At 58.2% G+C, this 15,945-nt stretch carries 14 protein-coding genes and 3 pseudogenes; 3 read left to right on the forward strand and 14 right to left on the reverse strand.

The window, feature by feature from the left end; genetic code table 11:
* Positions 1–140 precede the first annotated feature (140 nt).
* The gene (groES, locus tag NKJ67_RS19530; protein WP_019863563.1) at positions 141–437 is read left to right on the forward strand and encodes a co-chaperone GroES; all 297 of its coding nucleotides are present in this window, start codon (positions 141–143) and stop codon (positions 435–437) included.
* A 63-nt stretch (positions 438–500) separates the two neighbouring features.
* Complete coding sequence (gene groL / locus NKJ67_RS19535) at positions 501–2,168, forward strand: chaperonin GroEL (RefSeq protein WP_023766583.1); 1,668 nt, start codon at positions 501–503, stop codon at positions 2,166–2,168.
* A gap of 1,059 nt (positions 2,169–3,227) precedes the next feature.
* On the opposite strand, the pseudogene NKJ67_RS19545 reads toward groL, so the two are convergent.
* The 14 genes and pseudogenes from NKJ67_RS19545 to NKJ67_RS19610 all read right to left on the reverse strand — a co-directional run.
* Positions 3,228–3,386 (reverse strand): annotated as a pseudogene (locus NKJ67_RS19545) (ATP-binding protein); the annotation flags it as partial.
* Between the two features lie 172 nt (positions 3,387–3,558).
* Positions 3,559–3,714 (reverse strand): annotated as a pseudogene (locus NKJ67_RS19550) (IS6 family transposase); the annotation flags it as partial.
* Between the two features lie 26 nt (positions 3,715–3,740).
* On the reverse strand, positions 3,741–4,427 hold the full coding sequence (locus NKJ67_RS19555) for a response regulator (protein WP_023814396.1): 687 nt from the start codon (positions 4,425–4,427) through the stop codon (positions 3,741–3,743).
* A gap of 721 nt (positions 4,428–5,148) precedes the next feature.
* Positions 5,149–6,189: a P-type DNA transfer ATPase VirB11 gene (gene virB11 / locus NKJ67_RS19560; RefSeq protein ID WP_023737143.1), complete on the reverse strand. Its 1,041-nt coding sequence runs from the start codon at positions 6,187–6,189 to the stop codon at positions 5,149–5,151.
* The gene (gene virB10 / locus NKJ67_RS19565; RefSeq protein WP_352582450.1) at positions 6,173–7,309 is read right to left on the reverse strand and encodes a type IV secretion system protein VirB10; all 1,137 of its coding nucleotides are present in this window, start codon (positions 7,307–7,309) and stop codon (positions 6,173–6,175) included. The genes virB11 and virB10 overlap by 17 nt, the downstream gene beginning before the upstream one ends.
* Complete coding sequence (locus tag NKJ67_RS19570; RefSeq protein WP_023766577.1) at positions 7,302–8,186, reverse strand: TrbG/VirB9 family P-type conjugative transfer protein; 885 nt, start codon at positions 8,184–8,186, stop codon at positions 7,302–7,304. Before NKJ67_RS19570 ends, virB10 begins: the two co-directional genes overlap by 8 nt.
* Positions 8,183–8,896, reverse strand: coding sequence for a type IV secretion system protein VirB8 (locus tag NKJ67_RS19575; protein ID WP_023766576.1), 714 nt, complete (start codon positions 8,894–8,896; stop codon positions 8,183–8,185). The genes NKJ67_RS19570 and NKJ67_RS19575 overlap by 4 nt, the downstream gene beginning before the upstream one ends.
* Positions 8,893–9,051 carry a type IV secretion system lipoprotein VirB7 gene (locus tag NKJ67_RS19580; protein WP_081731114.1) on the reverse strand — a complete coding sequence of 53 codons (159 nt, stop codon included), beginning with the start codon at positions 9,049–9,051 and terminating at the stop codon, positions 8,893–8,895. The genes NKJ67_RS19575 and NKJ67_RS19580 overlap by 4 nt, the downstream gene beginning before the upstream one ends.
* A gap of 27 nt (positions 9,052–9,078) precedes the next feature.
* The gene (locus tag NKJ67_RS19585) at positions 9,079–9,966 is read right to left on the reverse strand and encodes a type IV secretion system protein (RefSeq protein ID WP_023766575.1); all 888 of its coding nucleotides are present in this window, start codon (positions 9,964–9,966) and stop codon (positions 9,079–9,081) included.
* A 55-nt stretch (positions 9,967–10,021) separates the two neighbouring features.
* A complete protein-coding gene (locus NKJ67_RS19590) occupies positions 10,022–10,705 on the reverse strand; it encodes a TrbJ/VirB5 family protein (RefSeq protein ID WP_023766574.1) in 684 nt (227 codons plus the stop codon).
* A 13-nt stretch (positions 10,706–10,718) separates the two neighbouring features.
* Positions 10,719–13,088 carry a type IV secretion/conjugal transfer ATPase VirB4 gene (gene virB4 / locus NKJ67_RS19595; RefSeq protein WP_023737137.1) on the reverse strand — a complete coding sequence of 790 codons (2,370 nt, stop codon included), beginning with the start codon at positions 13,086–13,088 and terminating at the stop codon, positions 10,719–10,721.
* Positions 13,088–13,414, reverse strand: coding sequence for a type IV secretion system protein VirB3 (locus tag NKJ67_RS19600; RefSeq protein ID WP_023679584.1), 327 nt, complete (start codon positions 13,412–13,414; stop codon positions 13,088–13,090). Before NKJ67_RS19600 ends, virB4 begins: the two co-directional genes overlap by 1 nt.
* Positions 13,414–13,779: a pilin major subunit VirB2 gene (virB2, locus tag NKJ67_RS19605; RefSeq protein WP_031257862.1), complete on the reverse strand. Its 366-nt coding sequence runs from the start codon at positions 13,777–13,779 to the stop codon at positions 13,414–13,416. Before virB2 ends, NKJ67_RS19600 begins: the two co-directional genes overlap by 1 nt.
* A gap of 14 nt (positions 13,780–13,793) precedes the next feature.
* On the reverse strand, positions 13,794–14,579 hold the full coding sequence (locus NKJ67_RS19610) for a type IV secretion system lytic transglycosylase VirB1 (RefSeq protein WP_023766572.1): 786 nt from the start codon (positions 14,577–14,579) through the stop codon (positions 13,794–13,796).
* A 1,291-nt stretch (positions 14,580–15,870) separates the two neighbouring features.
* Between NKJ67_RS19610 and NKJ67_RS19615 the strand changes: the two are divergent.
* A pseudogene (locus tag NKJ67_RS19615) lies at positions 15,871–15,945 on the forward strand (DNA-binding response regulator); the annotation flags it as partial.

Raw genomic sequence — 15,945 nt, forward strand, 5'->3', positions numbered from 1 at the left:
CTTTGCTCTTTGCTCTTTCGTCTTGACTAGCAGGAGCATGCGGCTTATCTCATTGCCGCGTTAGCACTCGCTTCCGCTGAGTGCTAAGCACGCTCCGGCAACGGAGAACCGTTCAACATCCGCACCAAGGACATCCAAAAATGGCAAAGTCGAATTTCCGGCCGCTGCATGACCGCGTGGTCGTTCGCCGGGTCGAATCCGAATCCAAGACCGCCGGCGGGATCATCATCCCGGATACGGCGAAGGAAAAGCCGCAGGAAGGCGAGATCATCGCCGTCGGCTCCGGCGCTCGTGACGAAGCAGGCAAGCTGGTCCCGCTGGACGTCAAGGCCGGCGACCGCATCCTGTTCGGCAAGTGGTCGGGTACCGAAGTCAAGCTCAATGGCGAAGACCTTCTGATCATGAAGGAATCCGACATTATGGGCATCATCGGCTGATATCAGGCCTTTCCTTCGCACCATCAAATCTGAATTTCGGGCGAGATGCCCAGGAGTAAAAAAATGGCTGCCAAAGACGTAAAATTCTCCCGCGATGCCCGTGAGCGCATGCTTCACGGCATCAACATCCTCGCCGACGCGGTGAAGGTCACCCTCGGCCCCAAGGGCCGCAACGTCGTCATCGACAAGTCGTTCGGCGCACCGCGCATCACCAAGGACGGGGTCACCGTCGCCAAGGAAATCGAACTTTCCGACAAGTTCGAAAACATGGGCGCGCAGATGATCCGCGAAGTTGCTTCGAAGACCAACGACATCGCCGGTGACGGCACCACAACCGCGACCGTTCTGGCGCAGTCGATCGTCCAGGAAGGCAACAAGGCCGTTGCCGCCGGCATGAACCCGATGGACCTGAAGCGCGGCATCGATCTGGCCGTGACCGAAGTCGTCGCGGCGCTCGGCAAGGCTGCCAAGAAGATCAAGACCTCCGAGGAAGTTGCCCAGGTCGGCACGATCGCCGGCAATGGCGACGAGTCGGTCGGCAAGATGATCGCCGAAGCGATGCAGAAGGTCGGCAACGAAGGCGTCATCACGGTTGAGGAAGCCAAGACCGCCGAGACTGAACTCGAGGTCGTCGAAGGCATGCAGTTCGACCGCGGCTATCTCTCGCCCTACTTCGTCACCAACGCCGACAAGATGGTTGCCGAGCTCGAGGACGTCTACATCCTCCTGCACGAGAAGAAGCTGTCCAACCTGCAGGCGATGCTGCCGGTTCTCGAAGCCGTCGTGCAGACCTCGAAGCCGCTGCTCATCATCTCGGAAGACGTCGAAGGCGAGGCCCTGGCCACGCTGGTCGTCAACAAGCTGCGTGGCGGCCTGAAGATCGCCGCCGTCAAGGCGCCGGGCTTCGGTGATCGCCGCAAGGCCATGCTGGAAGACATCGCCATCCTCACCGGTGGCCAGGTCATCTCGGAAGACCTCGGCATCAAGCTCGAGAACGTCGGCCTCAACATGCTCGGCCGCGCCAAGAAGGTGTCGATCTCCAAGGAGAACACCACCATCGTCGACGGCGCCGGCAAGAAGGCCGAGATCCAGGGCCGCGTTGCCCAGATCAAGCAGCAGATCGAAGAGACCACTTCGGACTACGACAAGGAGAAGCTGCAGGAACGTCTGGCCAAGCTGGCCGGCGGCGTTGCGGTGATCCGCGTCGGCGGTGCCACGGAAGTCGAAGTCAAGGAAAAGAAGGACCGCGTCGATGACGCCCTCAACGCGACCCGCGCGGCCGTCGAAGAAGGCATCGTTGCAGGCGGCGGCGTCGCTCTCCTGCGCGCTTCGGCCGACATCAAGGTCACCGGCGTCAATGCCGACCAGGCCGCCGGCATCAACATCGTTCGTCGTGCGCTGCAGGCTCCGGCCCGCCAGATCGCGGCCAACGCCGGTGCGGAAGCATCGATCGTTGCCGGCAAGATCCTTGAGAACAAGGGCGCGACCTTCGGCTACAACGCCCAGACCGGCGAATATGGCGACATGATCGCCATGGGTATCGTCGATCCGGTCAAGGTTGTCCGTACGGCTCTCCAGGACGCGGCCTCGGTCGCCGGCCTGCTGGTCACCACCGAAGCCATGATCGCGGAGGCTCCGAAGAAGGAGTCGGCTGGCGGCGGCGGCATGCCTGGCGGCATGGGCGGCGGCGGTATGGGCGGCATGGGCGGCATGGGCGGCATGGATTTCTAATCCAGCCCCTATCAACCTACAGCGGAAAGGGCGGCAGCAATGCCGCCCTTTCCTTGTGTGCCGAACATGATCGACAACTTGGAGTGCGTCCCGAGGATCTCGTCAGAATTAGGATCTTGTCCGATCGAGCAATTCGCGGGCTCAACCTGGTCAAACCGGCGCCCCCTACGAACTGCCCGATCCTTGAGGATTCCGCTGCGCGACAATCACGATGATTCATTCAGTTGGTAGCTATAGGCGGTGAATCATGAGGGGCATTGAGGAGCGTGGCAAGGCGCCCATCTCGGCATTTAACCCCATCGAGCGTGATATCCGAGACAATTCTCTCATCGGACCGGCGGCTGGCGTTGAAGGACCCGGTGAATCATCCTGTTCTATAGTGGAGCAGACGCGCTCTGAGCCTCAAGATCAAGCGTTTCCTCCTCTGAGTATCCTTGATCTGCCGCTGGACATTCTCGTTGATATTGCTGAGCGGCTCAGCCCGATGGATCTGCTGAGGTGTCGCACACAAATCAAGAGCTGCGTGTCGCCGCGATGATAGTCGCAACGCCTCAAGAAAGGCGGATCCAGGTTCAGGCTCGTCGTCGTGGCCGAGAGGCCTCGTGACCCCGACGACTGCGCTTCGGCCTTGTGGGGCCTCGGAGCGGGCGTGGCAGCGCTTGCACCTGAGCTCCAGCGGCGTCTCATCCTGCTTGAGCCCAGGTCTCAGACCATTGCCCTGGAGGGCCTCGGAGCAGGCGTGGGTGGCCTTTGGCCAACCTCCAGCGGCTTGTCTGCGGATTTCACTAAATTGGGACAGCCGTTTTAGTAAATCGCGAACAAGCGTTTCGCTAAGTCGCGGGCAACGGAAGCGATCGAGTTCCGGTTGCCTTTGCTGTTAGGAGTGATTGATTTCGGTTATTTCGCTGAAACGCTGAAACGCCATATCCAGCTTTTCCAACGGTAAATTGGGCACTGTCCAATACTTTATTTCTTGAGAAATCCAACGTTTTTGCCGCGCAGTGACGTTCGGACATAGCAAGGCCTGTCCCATACCTATGAATACGTTTGGCTGAAGCAGACCGATGGCTGCGCGTCGAAGCCGAAGCCGTCGAGTTCGCGGACAAACGGGAACTGCGCGATCTTGCTCGACATGAGCGTGTCGAGCTGGTCGCGGATGGCCGTCAACTTCAGCCGATCCAGGATTGCGATCAGCAGGTCATGATCTAGCGTCGTCATCACCAGCTCCCTCCGACCACCGCTTCGTACTCGGCGAGTGGCCGCAGCAAGGTGGCCGGGGATGATCTTGATGCGCTCGGCGCGCACCGGCCCTTCGAAGCCGGCAACGCCGACAAAAGGCTCTGTCGCAAACCTGGAAATGGGGGTGTGAACGGCCATTTCGGCCTGTCCGTCAGGCAGCGAGGATATCGAAACAGCGATCGACAGACTTGTAGTCATACCTCGCCTGTCGCTTGCCAATCATGTGGATCATCTCGATGCCGGAGAGGATAACCACGGCGCTCGCCTGCGACTTGAAGCCGATGGATCGAATGCGGCGCTTGATACGCAGTCTGTTCTTTCAATTTAGACCAACTATGCGGATGCCGCCTCAGTCAATTCAAGAAGGTAACCAATGCCGCGCACGGTCGTGATCCGTGGCGTTGCACCTGACCTACTCAGGTGTCCACGTAAGCGATAGATTCCGACTTCAAGCGCGTTGGCAGATACCTCGTCGTTGAACGAATAGAGGTGATCTTCCAACTGCGCACGAGGCACGATGCGGCCTGCACGGATAAGCAGATGCTCTAAAATACATAGTTCGCGGCGTGCGATCTTCAGAGGATGACCCGAGACGGAAACCTGTCGGCCGATCGGATCGAAATTGAGATTGCCAAATACAACGATGGGGTCGGTCACCTGTGTCGACCGGCGCAGAATGGCTCTCATTCTGGCGATGAGCTCATCGAAAGAGACGGGCTTGAGCAGAAAATCGTCCGCGCCACCGTTGAAAATTGCAATTCGCTTCTCGAGATCGTTGATGCTACTCATAATGAGGGTTGGAACTGAATGCCCGTCGCTCCTTAGCTGTCTCAGCCAGCCCAAGCCATCGCCATCTGGCAGAGCCAACTCCAGCAGGAGAATTTCATAGGTTGCGCAACAGAATGCCCTCGACGCCTGTTCCAGGTTGCCAACTACATCAACGGCAAAACCGCTATCCCCGAGCGCAGCTCGCACGGCGCGCGTAAGATCCACGTGATGATCAATGAGCAGCGTTCGCATTTCACGTCCTATCAAGGTAGGACAGGTCACCGTCCGCTGTAAGACCGGGGCGACAGCAGAAGTCGCGCAACTCTTCGTAGTGTTCGTAACGCTCTTTCCGATGGGTGATCGCGGGAGAATGCAATCCGCACGCCTGCAATAGTCGGGGATGGAACACGTGAAGACCTGTTGACGGGCTGAAACCGTCGGTCGGCCAGCCCACAATGCCACCGACTCTGCCTGCGATTTCTCTGCGCATCGATCCTCCTATATGGGTTGCGTCGCAAACTCCAGCTGAGGTCGCAAGGGCAGGTTGCGGCTTTGTTCATTGAGAGGACCCCCTGGAGGCAATACCGGGAGGATTCCCTGTATAGCACTTCCCGATTTACCAACCGGTCATTCCGAACCACGTTCGGCGGCTTTGAAGACGCTCATTTGAGCGCGGCTAGGTAAATCAAGGGTACGACCTGCCGGGTGTCGATGCCGCTTTTGAAGCAGGCATCGGCACCAGCTCGCTGAGCGTCGCCCGCGCAATTCAGCGGACGCGCTCGATACACCCAGTCGAATCGTGCCGCAGCTTGCCGCGCCGACAGGGCGGCCGAAGAGTTCAGGCTTGTGACCGAAGGGCTACGCCCAGTCGTCCTCCCATAATCAACCTCGGTCAAATCAAAGTGACGTTGAATCTGAACAAGTTGCGCCATCATATCACAAACGACTTACCGATCCCCGACGTGCTCGAGCCTTAGTGCTTATTGAGAAGATCGGCTACTGTCTCTCCGCGTCGCCGGGCATCGGCGGCGAGCCACACCTCCCCCACCTCATACACGTCGCCGTGGGTACGAAACGGCACAATGACGTCAATGGCAGCCGACAGCAGGTCAAGAAGCGTGTGGTCTTCCACAGCAGCTCCTTGCGGGCTGCTCTTGACGAGTGAAAAGAGCTTTTTAAAGCCTTGGACCGGATCCGCCCCATGAATCGTCGATATTGATCCCGCATGGCCGGAGACGACTTCGCTAAGGTAGGCCCAAGCAGCATCATCGCGCATCTCGCCAAGCAATATTCGATCAGGGCGCATGCGCAAGCTGGCTTGCAACAGTTGCTCGGCTGTCACCGCACCTACGCCTGCTCGGTCCTTCGGATAGAGTAACCGGACATGATTCTCGTGCGGGATTGCAAGTTCGAGCGTGTCCTCGATACTTATCAGCCTCTCTTGCGGGGGTATAGCGTTGATCAAAGTCTTGCTCATTGTCGTTTTGCCGCTACCAGTAGGTCCGCAAAGCAGCATCGTGAGCCGCCCGCAAACGCACGCTCGCAAAAATTGCTCCAAGTCACCATGGTCGTAGTGCTGAAGAATCGTTTCGTCCTGCCGCTCTTGGCGCTCCTTTCGTGACCGCCATTGATTCCAACGCGAGTATTCGTAGCGAGAAGAAACTTCCTTGAGTTCGGTCACACGACTTGAGGGACGCCGTATCGTCAGGCTTATTGTTCCTGAGGGAACAGCGGGCGGCAAACAGATCTGCAGCCGCTCTCCGTTCGGCAGCTCAGTCGCACAGAGGGGGCTTTGCGGTCCGACATCTTGCTTGCGCAGCGCTCCAGCGAGGATCGCGATGTCCTCCAGATCGTCATAAGATAGCGGTAGCGGATGTTTCGTGAAAACGCCGGCCTGTCGGACAAAGGCTTCCCCAGGCCGGTTGATAGCGACCTCTTCGGTCCTTGGCTCCTCAAGCCATTTCAGAACAGGGTTGAGAAGCAAACGCAATTGAGGGTCAGCCTCCGGTCGCATTGTTGTCTCTCCGGCGTTGGCGATGTTGGGGGGGGGCTGGCGCCACGGCGGTCGCTCTAAGATCGTATACATCTGAGAAATCGAGGTCCCGAGCCACAAAGATGGATACAGCATCTCCCTGGTTTTTCTTCAGAGTTGGCGGAACGTTGATCGTTGCTCTAAGGGTCGTCTCAACGGCTTGTCCGGCGTTGCTCTGGAAGCTGTTGATACCGCTTCCTCCACCTGAGCTGCCAGCGTATTGACCGGCGGCCTGAAACGCGCCTTGAATGACGCTCATGAGCATTGCTCCGCCAAAGCGCTGCCAGAAGTGATTATCCACCGTGCCAGGCATTCCGGAGCGGCCGAGCTCGTCAGCGCCCGGCGATGCTAGCGAAACGAGGGCATGGTCAGGCGTTTCCATGCGCGTCCACAGCACGAAGACACGCGCATCCCCCTGTTGGAGACCACGCTGGATCTCGCCAATCACGGTCGTCCCGCGATCCAAAAGCACCACGTTGTTGGTGGCGCCGCGGACGTCTTTAGGTAAGACGCACTTCACATAACCCGGTAAATTTGTGTCGACTGCCGTTTGCAAAATGCAGGGGATGATCGTTCCTTGAGTAATCACGAGATCAGGGTGCGGCAAAAGTGTGGCCCGGCTTGGCTCCTGTATATCTGGCTTCAATCGCGCCGACAGATCGCCAGCGTCTGAAATCTCATCCGAGGTCGCGGGAGCATCCCTATGGTTGTCTTCGCTCCGCTGACCGTCGTTGGGCATTTTACTGCTGCCACTGTAGGCGAAAATTGGTGTTTCCTCCGGCGACGGATCAGCTGAAGTCGGCGTGGATGGCGCAGGATCTCCTGCCTGCGCCGCCTGTACGGCTGCTGGAGCTTCGGGAGCAATCTCAATCGGCACGGGGCGGAATGGTTCGGCGTCGGCGACAATTGGAGGTTTTGGCTGAGTTGGTTCGTCTTGTGTGCTGGGACGACCTCCGAGCCAGATGAGTGATAGAGATGAGATGAGAACAAGAGCAGCGACGGCCAACTTCTGCAATCCCGAAACATGCCGGCGGGCCGGCTCCGAGACCATCGATCCGGAGGCATGGACATCATGTCCCGACTGTGGGCCGGTTTCATTCATCGGCCGAGCCTTTCAAAACGCGCCACACGTCGGGTGTCACTGTACCGGTCCCTGGCGCTCGTCCCACAGGGTCATAAGCCCTGTTGAAAATGGACAAGACCGTATTGCCATCTCTCAGACGCCATTCCCGGGCGACTGCGGATACTTCAACATAGTCTCCTTTGACCGTGTAATTGGCAGCGGCTTCCTTGCCGTCGGGATTGATAATGTAGAGAGAGGGTATGCGGGAATTGCTTGCGAAGCCAAATACGGTGGTAAAGCCATTATCGAAAACTTGCAGCGGCGACAGCGATCGATCGCCCTTTGCGACGTAGTGAAAATTGCTTTCGTCCGGACTGGTAGTTGCGGCGGGCCGATTCAACAAATCCTGAACTCTCTCGTCGTGCAGCACTTTCGCCCGGGCCTGACCAAGAATCGAGCGCCTTTCTGCGTCCTTTCTCCGAGCAGCAGCCTCATCAGCAGGATAGGTGAACTGCACACTGTAGTATAGGTCAGGTTGCTGCTCATCGAGTTTTGGCATCGCTCTCGTTGAAATACTGAAGACGTATCTCCGTGTACCGGACTCACTCTCGGCCAGCACGATGACCGGCTGCGGCGGGAGCATCCGGCTAGCCTTAAAAAAGAGATAGTTGGCGCGCGGGAGCGCAGCCAGGTCTTTGCTATTGGAAACGGCCACGGCTGCGACTGTCTCGTTGGCCGCGAATGTGACAACCAGCGTTGCCCCCACTGCGGTAGACAGGCGCACCACTTCGTCAGGACGGTAAGCCAGGTAGCGCATGCGCGCATCATGCTTGCCGGCAAGTGGTGTGTCTTCCGCGGACGCTTCCATCGTTAAGAAGAGTGAACAGACCAGCGCGAGAAACGCTCTTTTTGTCATGGCTGCACATAGCCCAGGTTCGATACGCTATCTTCCGAGCTTTGATAGGAAGTGATGAGTAGACCTCCCGGATTGGTGAGCCTCGATTGCCCAGGCAGACCCGTCAAGCGCTCGTAGCGGATGGTAGCTGTCCAGGTGGTCACTATCGGCATCTGCCCATCGACAACAAGCGTACGTTTGTAACGGATCTGTTGAACGTCCGGACTGATGTCGTTTGAAGAAATATGCCCGACCTCGAGCTTGCCGCGCTTGCCGACCGTGACTTGCGGCGAGGTGGGATTCGGATAGTTGAAGAAATCTTGATATTGCTGTCGCACAGTCGGCGCGCTGAAACTGGATACGAGGTCATAGGCGTATTGGGCTGTATCTGCTGTGTACCCCTCGCGCAGGCGTACATATTCCCACAGCGAAGCATTTATGACGGCTCGGTCTTGGGTTGCCGGCAGTCGAGACACTGACACTTCGCTGTCGACGGTCCCATCCGGCCGGACCCAGAGGAACACAGGTACGAGCTTGGCCAACGGGACCATGGCAGCGATGGTAAATGCCTGGGCAACATTTCCTAGGACCGCCGCTGCGGCAAAGGCGATCAGGGCCTTTGACAGGCGCCGCGCAGACTTCGCTCGTGACGTTTGAAACGCTTCCACCTTCTTATAGTGGGCGGCTAGCGTTTCTCTCTCCACCAGAAGGGCATGTTCAGGAAATTTCACTTTGGCTCTTCCGCGCATTCGACCTGAAGATCCTCAGGGGTGGTTTCCCATTGTCCCACGTTCAGTTGGAATGGGGCACCCGCGCACGTCGCAAGCCCATGGCTCGTCTTGCAGGCGGCCAAAGCGAGGATTGACAGAAGTAGGCAATATTTCATGTTTTTGGCACCGAACTTGTCGATTGATTAACCACCCGCCGTTTTGGCAAAGTGGCGATTGAGGCTGTTAAGAGGTCGGTTCGCACCTCCCCAAGAGCCGCCGGCGATGCTGCTGGCGATCGTCGGAAGCGCGACGATCAGAGCGTCACCAGCTAGGAAAAGCATGTCGAGCTCGTAAAGCCCGATGATCTTGGCTGCTGTCGTGCCCGAGAATTTGATCATCAAAAGCATGGCTGCCAGCGAGACTGCTTCGGCAGCGATTACTATCGTTGCAACGATGTTGAGGAGGAGAAGCAGCAGCCCGTACGAGAGCAGTTGGCCGATCCATCTGGTGGCTATGTCTCGAGTGTGATCAAAAAGGTAGCCTACAAGGACCAGGGGGCCGATCGTCAAGAGCACCTTCGTCAGAATTCCAACGGCATCGTAGATCTCGAACGCTGTCCACAGCGCGCCGTAGAAAATCCATTGCGCTCCCTCGAAAGCAAGTATGTCCTGGCCGTTCATAGGCCCAATTTCGGAAGCAATCAGCTGAAAGACATACTGGCTTGAAGCAAACATGATGTCGAGCTTCTGGGCGATTCCGATGAAGGGCAAGTCGCTGCCACTGATGTCGTGAGCCAACCTCGGAATCGTTTCGTCGAAAAGCGCTTCAATGTACTGCTGATAGTTGGCCTGCCCTAAGATAAGGGCGACGACAATCGACACCATGATTACGCGCGAGATACCCCCGCGCGCATCGACTTGACCACGCATGACCAGACAGCCTTGGATTATTATCCAGAGCGTGACACACGCAACCAGAGGCGCACTGACCGCCGCTTGGACGTTTTCAAGCACTTTGTGCAGCCCGGACGTGAAGGCCCCATGAAAGATCGTGTGTATAGTCGTGAATGGCGCGGGAATTTTGAAATTCATGGCGTGAGCCTGATGTGTCCCTGATCAGCGCAGCTGAGCCTGATGAACTCAGCGTTCACGGGAGGGGGCCAAAAATGCGAGCGGTGTCCCGATGTTCGCGACGCTGCGTGGCGGCCTCCTCAGCGGCGTGAAGGCTCCCTTGTGCAGTGGCCATAGTCAGCAGACTCGTGGCCTGGGCATTTTGGATCATCGCATCGTGAATCTGCTTGAGGACCAGACCGTTGGTCACGGTGGCCTGCATAATATTTCCCGAGCGGGAAAGCTGACCAAGCGTGCCGGCGTTATCCTTAAGGCGCTTGTCCATCATGCCCAAAGTGTCGGCTGCAATAGCTGCGGCATTGGCGGCCCCAGCGATTTGTCCCTTTAACAGTTTCGCTTCTGAATCGTCGCCCGTGACTATCCGATTTGGGTCCTCCGCAATGTTACGGGCGATAATCGAAGCTGGCGCCCGAGCATCAAACATCTGCTCCTCCAGCTTATTGCTCGACGGGTAATGATTTCCTTGGTTCAGTGAGCTTAGCACTCCCGTGACAGCGAATGACGAGGTTAGCATTGTCACCATTTCGATCGTCGTAGCGAGCGTCTCGATTGACCTCTCAAGGATCGCCGCATTGGAAATCGCTGTTAAGGTCGATTGTGTTTCTGTTACAGGGTCGGTGACGATCCATTGCGACCGGGCCTGTCCGTGAAGCAGAAGGGAAGCAGCAAGGGTCGTTACTGCAAGTTTGGCAAGTTTCATGAATATTCCTCCGTCAGTCTTGAACTTCATGGTACCGGGCCATGAACTTGTCGAGCCACCCACTTGGGGCGTCTCCGTGCTGGTTGCGAAGCTGGTCGGCAAAGCGCACTGTGTTGGCCCGCCCCGAGAGTACGGCTACGTACTCGCGCATCTGCCCAAGATCGAATTCGCAAACAATACTCCCGCTATCGCGCTTGAGCAAAAACTTGCGGCTGCCGATTGCCATTCCCTGGCGGATTGCCTCGAACTCCTGCGCAGTGCACTTCAAGCCATCGACATACGCAGAGCGGTCCGCCGTCGGTGATGGGTAGAAAATTTTCGTCATACATTGCGCAACGAGACTAGCTCCGAGAGGCGATTCCAGAACGTGTTCAGGCTGCTGCGTTGCGAGTATCAACATGCCGTTGTTTTTGCGGACCGTGAGCAAGAACTTGTCGATAACGGCCGAGAATTGGGGGTTGAGTAGATAGAATCGAAATTCGTCGCAGCTCATCACGAACCGACGACCATCGACGATAGCGCCCACTCGATGCAGAAGGTATGCGGCGGCCGGTGCACAGACCTCCTCATATTCCAGGAGCTGCGTCATGTCGAAGCCCGTAATGGAGGCATCCAGCCTTACTTCGTCCACGTCGCCGTCAAAGGCCCATCCAAGCGCCCCCCCTCTACACCACCGCTGCAGCCGTGCTCCTGCGCCCTCGGAGGGGCTGTGCAATAGGAACTCGCGCAGGCCCGCAAGTGAGCGCATAGGGGGTTCGAACGAAAGCTGACGAACAATGCCGCGTTCCAGCCGACGGCTTTCCTCCGGCGAGATCGGACCACGGCCGTCACTCTCGATCAGGGCCATCAACCACTCGCGCAGAAAGTCCCGAGAGGCGGAGGTGTTGTCCAGTCCACGCAGAGGGGCCAAGCCGCTCGGAGCGCCTCTGCGCAACGCAAGATATGTCCCTCCCGTGGCTCGCACCAGCAGTTCACCACCCCGATCCTTGTCGAAGAAGACGATCGCACCATTGCGATCGACCAAGCTTTGCTCAAGCATCGCGAGGACAAAGGTCATCAGCGTCGTCTTGCCTTTGCCAACGGGCCCGAATATTGCCGTCATGCCGACGTCATTCTCATGGGGGATGTAGTCGAAAGAAGTTCCACCGTTTGTGCGAAAGCGCGCAACAGCATTGCCCCAGTGGCCGGAACTGGAACCGCTTGGGAAGTTCTCAAATGAGACGAGCCCGGCAAAATTGTGTGAGGTGATCGCCCCCGGGCGCGTGCGCCACCTGTTGTTCCCCGGAAGTTGGGACCAATATGCGGCCTCCATGCCGATGCCCTCTTGGACGATAACGGCGCCCGCGTCGGCCAGCCGTGCGCGGGCACTTGCTGCGCGATCTGCAAGGCTATTGAGGCTGTCGGCATAGACGCACAGGCTCAGATGATGCGAACCCATCACGAATTCGTTGCTTGCCAGTGCGTCCTCTGCCTCGGCAAGTTCATTGATCTGGGTGAGAGCCTTGTCGCCGGCACTCGTCATCTGGCTGGACTTAAGGCTTAGTTTGGCATGAGCTTGCGGGCGAGTGAGGAAGGAAAAGCTCTGGCTCAGGACAAGCGGGAAGTTGGCGGACAGCAAGGAATTTAGCATGCCCGGCCGCGTCGTCGCCGGATATTCACGGAACGAAAACAATGATCCGACGGAGCTATCCCCGGGCCTTCGAATCTCAAGCGCCCGCTTCCCGCAGATGACCTGGTCAGTGTAGATCGAGGCGCCAAGTGAGCCGGTAACCATCGGAACCGGAAGAAACCGGCAAGTCATCATGAGCCGAAGCGCCTCGCCGATTTCCGTGAAGAGCACGTTGCCTTTCTCACGAATGCCCAACCGGCGCAGACCGTAACCGCCGAGTGCGCCAGCAATGATGTGCCAGAGGTCTTCCAGGCTCCGCATTTGGGTGGCTAGATCGTGCTCATTCCGTCTGCGGGACTTGGCAATCCGCAAGCCGATCTTGCCGATTGCGGTGCGGGGGGACACGATCAAAGTGAGGAAGTGATCGTTGCGAAAGAGCTTTCCCGACAGCACACGACGCTCGTAGGCCTCGCTCAGACTGCCAGCGAATGCACTTTGAAACCGGCGCGGCGCCGGCGCCGGCACATCGTTGTGTCTCACAAGATGAGCGTATATCGAGACATTGTCATCGGCGATGTTGCGCAAGAGAGTGTTGAACGCGCGGCAGCGCGAGTTGCGCATCTCAGCGTCTTCCAAATCAAAGGGCACACCGTTCACATGTGCCATGGCCATGATCGATCCGTCTTCCAGAAGGACAACCTGATCGCTTACGTGACCAACATACGGAAGGTAGATCTCGCCAGACCTCTCGGTCCGGCCGCTGGCGCCGAACATTACACCATTCCTCTTCCGCGTTTCGGCACTCTGATCGGATTGGCGCTGACGCTTGCGCCTCCCCAGACCGGCCCGTCCACGCTTCTGCCGGCCGTCTGCAAATAGAGCAGCACGACGCTTGCCGCGTTATAGTCACGCTCAACAACCAGCCGTGCTCCGAACCAGAGTGGCGCGAGAACGATTTCGTAGAGCGGGTTCTGAAGGATAATGATAACAAGCCCAGCCAACATCATGAGCAATCCGGCCAGCGTCAGCGGCACCCCCAGAAACAGTGCCGGGCGCGTCGCCGCCACATAGAGGGTGCTCACTTCCAACCGGTCGCTCATCAGCCACCGCCTATGAGCGCCTTGCCCAGGAAGCTGGCCCCGAACATGATGACGATCCCTCCAACGACACCCGCAACCAGGCCAAGTGAAGCACGACCGAACATCCAAGAGATACCGATGGCTACGAGCCCGAGCACGGCCAGTGATTGTCCAAAGGGCCCAAGTATGAACGTGCAGATATTCTGGACCATCTTGGCAGGATCCGTCCCTCCGGTCACCTGAGCCGCGGCTGGCCCGCTGTAGAAGACCGTCCACGCCGCGCCTGCAGCAGCGGCCGGTACATATTCAGCCGCCATGCGCAGCATGAAAAAAGGCGAAGGAACACGCGTTTTAAGCGCACGAAGTATCTTGAGTGGCGTCATCATTGCATCTCCATGTTTCAATCGAATACGAGTTTGTTCGGGTTCGAGGGTTCCCGTGCTTTCGCAGCCTGGCTGCCTGTCGGATCGGAGGGATCGGCCCCGGAGCGGTCTGGCTGATACGAGCCCCAGATGTCCCAAGAATCTTGGTTGGGCTGCTTCTTTCTATTGGCCTGTTGGCTCTGCTGGAGCAGAGGCGGCACGGCTTTCCGACCGGGTGCCTCAAGGTGCGGCACATCTCGAGCAGTCGGCTCCAGCGTTCTCTCAAGGAGACTTGAGATGTCCTTTGCGGCCGACTCGACCTTGCGTACATAACCGTTGGCGAAGCCATGCGTGACGTCGCCCGTGTTATAGGCCGAGATGGCACGGCGAAGCGCCAGTTGCTGTGCCACAGCAGTGGTGCCGCCGGCATACCGGCTTTCAAGCAGGTGGGCGGCAGCCGAAAGCGAGGCGCAGGGCTCGAAAGCCCTTTCCGGCGTGAGATTGAGCACGGCAAAGTTCTTGCTGTTTATCTGCATCAATCCAACATCGACAGAATGTTGTGCTTCGAGGCGTTCCTTGATGCCCCGCGTGGCTTCCAGGTGGTCTATCCAGCGAAGCTGCTCACCTGTGGTGTTGTCATGAGCCACCAGCGTTTCAAAGCCACTTTCAATCTTGGCAATCGCGGCGAGGGTGGACGGCGCAACCCAGGGGGCGCATTTGCGCGACAGGCTGCGGAACTCACGCGGAGAAAGTGGCGCGGGCTCGGCTGGGAGTGACATGGATGTCATCAGGACGATGGCCAGCGGCCAAGCTGCAATAAACATTCCCTATCACCTACCTTTCCAAGCCGCCGGACGGGTTCTGGCCCTGTCCGGCACGCGCTTATCGGGGAGGTTTGTTACTGTGTGATGTTCAAGTTCAGCTTTTCGGTTTCAATTGAAGCAAAGACCGTGTTCGTATCAGCGTGGGTGAGCATCTTGCGCATGCGTGAGTGGCGCGGGCCCGATCAGCCAGCGACATCCGGAGCATCTTGGTACAATGACTCCTGTACAGGATTGCTCGTCCCGGCCGTCCGTTGCTCCTGGAGTGTGGGCCGCGACTTTGGCGTCATGGATGGTACTTCTGTCAGCGCCAAGCCAAGGACAAAATGGGGAGCTTGGCGGGCTTGTTCAGGCTCGGGATCACCGTGGGGAATCGACTAAGGCGATAAAGCGGCCCAACTTTGCCGGTATGCTGCCGGTCGTTAAAGAGCAGCCATGCGCGGCCCTGCACACTCAGATCATTGCTTGAGACGCGAGCTCGTCCGCGAAGCTGGCTCGAGGGCGCAAATCCGCGGCGGCGAGGGTCAACTGGGAAGACGTGGCGGCGCAGCCCATCCTGGTGCGAGCCTCGTTCAGCTGTTCGGCCGCCGCCGCCAAAGGGTGGATCATGCACAGTCCCATCGGCAGATAACCGCACGTCATTGACGGAGTCCGACGGCGCAATGGACAAGCATAGTGACACGCTCAAGATGGAGGAGTTGCAGTAACTGAGAAATGTTAGCCCGGACGTTCACCGCAACCGGCGACCTGCCGGTCGCCGAACAGCATTTGAGGCCGCCGGCCACCTTGGACGAAGCCGGCTTGGCAGGAGACACACTATTTTGCACAAGGCCGCTGCAGCGAATCACGGTCTTCTTCCGCCGACCGCCTCTCCGATCAAGCCAAACGCCGCGCTGCTCAACCATGTCCGAGCTGGATCCACGAGCCGGAGGATATCGAGATGATCCAGGTCCGCAAACTCCAGGATGACCAGGATGCAAGGGCATAGCAGGAAACTTGGCATCCATGAGGTCGAACTTGAGTGATATTGGCAGGCCTGCACCAACGGGGGAGCTCGAAGCGAAAAAGCGAAGGACCACACGGCAGGGTCATGTCGGCGCTTGGACCTGTCTGGTGGCCACGGGCTGCCTTGGTGCGGTCAATTCGCTGGGGATGAAAAGAACAGGACGAGCACGGCCTCACATTGGCCGCACGCAACGGCGAGTGGTATCAAGGAGCAGCTGTTCTGGGTCGGTGCCCCAGGGTTGCTCGGCAACAGGTTTAGACAAGGGGATTCAAGATTGAAGGTGTGCCGTTGAAACATGTTCTTGTCATTGACGATGATGCCGCAATGCGGCGCCTCATCGCCGAGTATCTCACGATGCATGCC

It is taken from the genome of Mesorhizobium sp. M0088 (assembly GCF_040322895.1).
GTDB lineage: Bacteria > Pseudomonadota > Alphaproteobacteria > Rhizobiales > Rhizobiaceae > Mesorhizobium.

What these genes read in the sequence shown, in the direction of transcription:
- virB11 (WP_023737143.1), bottom strand. Translation starts at nt 6,189, where the DNA reads ATGCGACCGGAGGCTGACCCTCAATTGCGTTTGCTTCTCAACCCTGTT.
- groES (WP_019863563.1), top strand. Translation starts at nt 141, where the DNA reads ATGGCAAAGTCGAATTTCCGGCCGCTGCATGACCGCGTGGTCGTTCGC.
- NKJ67_RS19570 (WP_023766577.1), bottom strand. Translation starts at nt 8,186, where the DNA reads ATGACAAAAAGAGCGTTTCTCGCGCTGGTCTGTTCACTCTTCTTAACG.
- NKJ67_RS19590 (WP_023766574.1), bottom strand. Translation starts at nt 10,705, where the DNA reads ATGAAACTTGCCAAACTTGCAGTAACGACCCTTGCTGCTTCCCTTCTG.
- NKJ67_RS19585 (WP_023766575.1), bottom strand. Translation starts at nt 9,966, where the DNA reads ATGAATTTCAAAATTCCCGCGCCATTCACGACTATACACACGATCTTT.
- NKJ67_RS19555 (WP_023814396.1), bottom strand. Translation starts at nt 4,427, where the DNA reads ATGCGAACGCTGCTCATTGATCATCACGTGGATCTTACGCGCGCCGTG.
- NKJ67_RS19610 (WP_023766572.1), bottom strand. Translation starts at nt 14,579, where the DNA reads ATGTTTATTGCAGCTTGGCCGCTGGCCATCGTCCTGATGACATCCATG.
- NKJ67_RS19580 (WP_081731114.1), bottom strand. Translation starts at nt 9,051, where the DNA reads ATGAAATATTGCCTACTTCTGTCAATCCTCGCTTTGGCCGCCTGCAAG.
- virB2 (WP_031257862.1), bottom strand. Translation starts at nt 13,779, where the DNA reads ATGATGACGCCACTCAAGATACTTCGTGCGCTTAAAACGCGTGTTCCT.
- NKJ67_RS19600 (WP_023679584.1), bottom strand. Translation starts at nt 13,414, where the DNA reads ATGAGCGACCGGTTGGAAGTGAGCACCCTCTATGTGGCGGCGACGCGC.
- groL (WP_023766583.1), top strand. Translation starts at nt 501, where the DNA reads ATGGCTGCCAAAGACGTAAAATTCTCCCGCGATGCCCGTGAGCGCATG.
- virB4 (WP_023737137.1), bottom strand. Translation starts at nt 13,088, where the DNA reads ATGTTCGGCGCCAGCGGCCGGACCGAGAGGTCTGGCGAGATCTACCTT.
- virB10 (WP_352582450.1), bottom strand. Translation starts at nt 7,309, where the DNA reads ATGAATGAAACCGGCCCACAGTCGGGACATGATGTCCATGCCTCCGGA.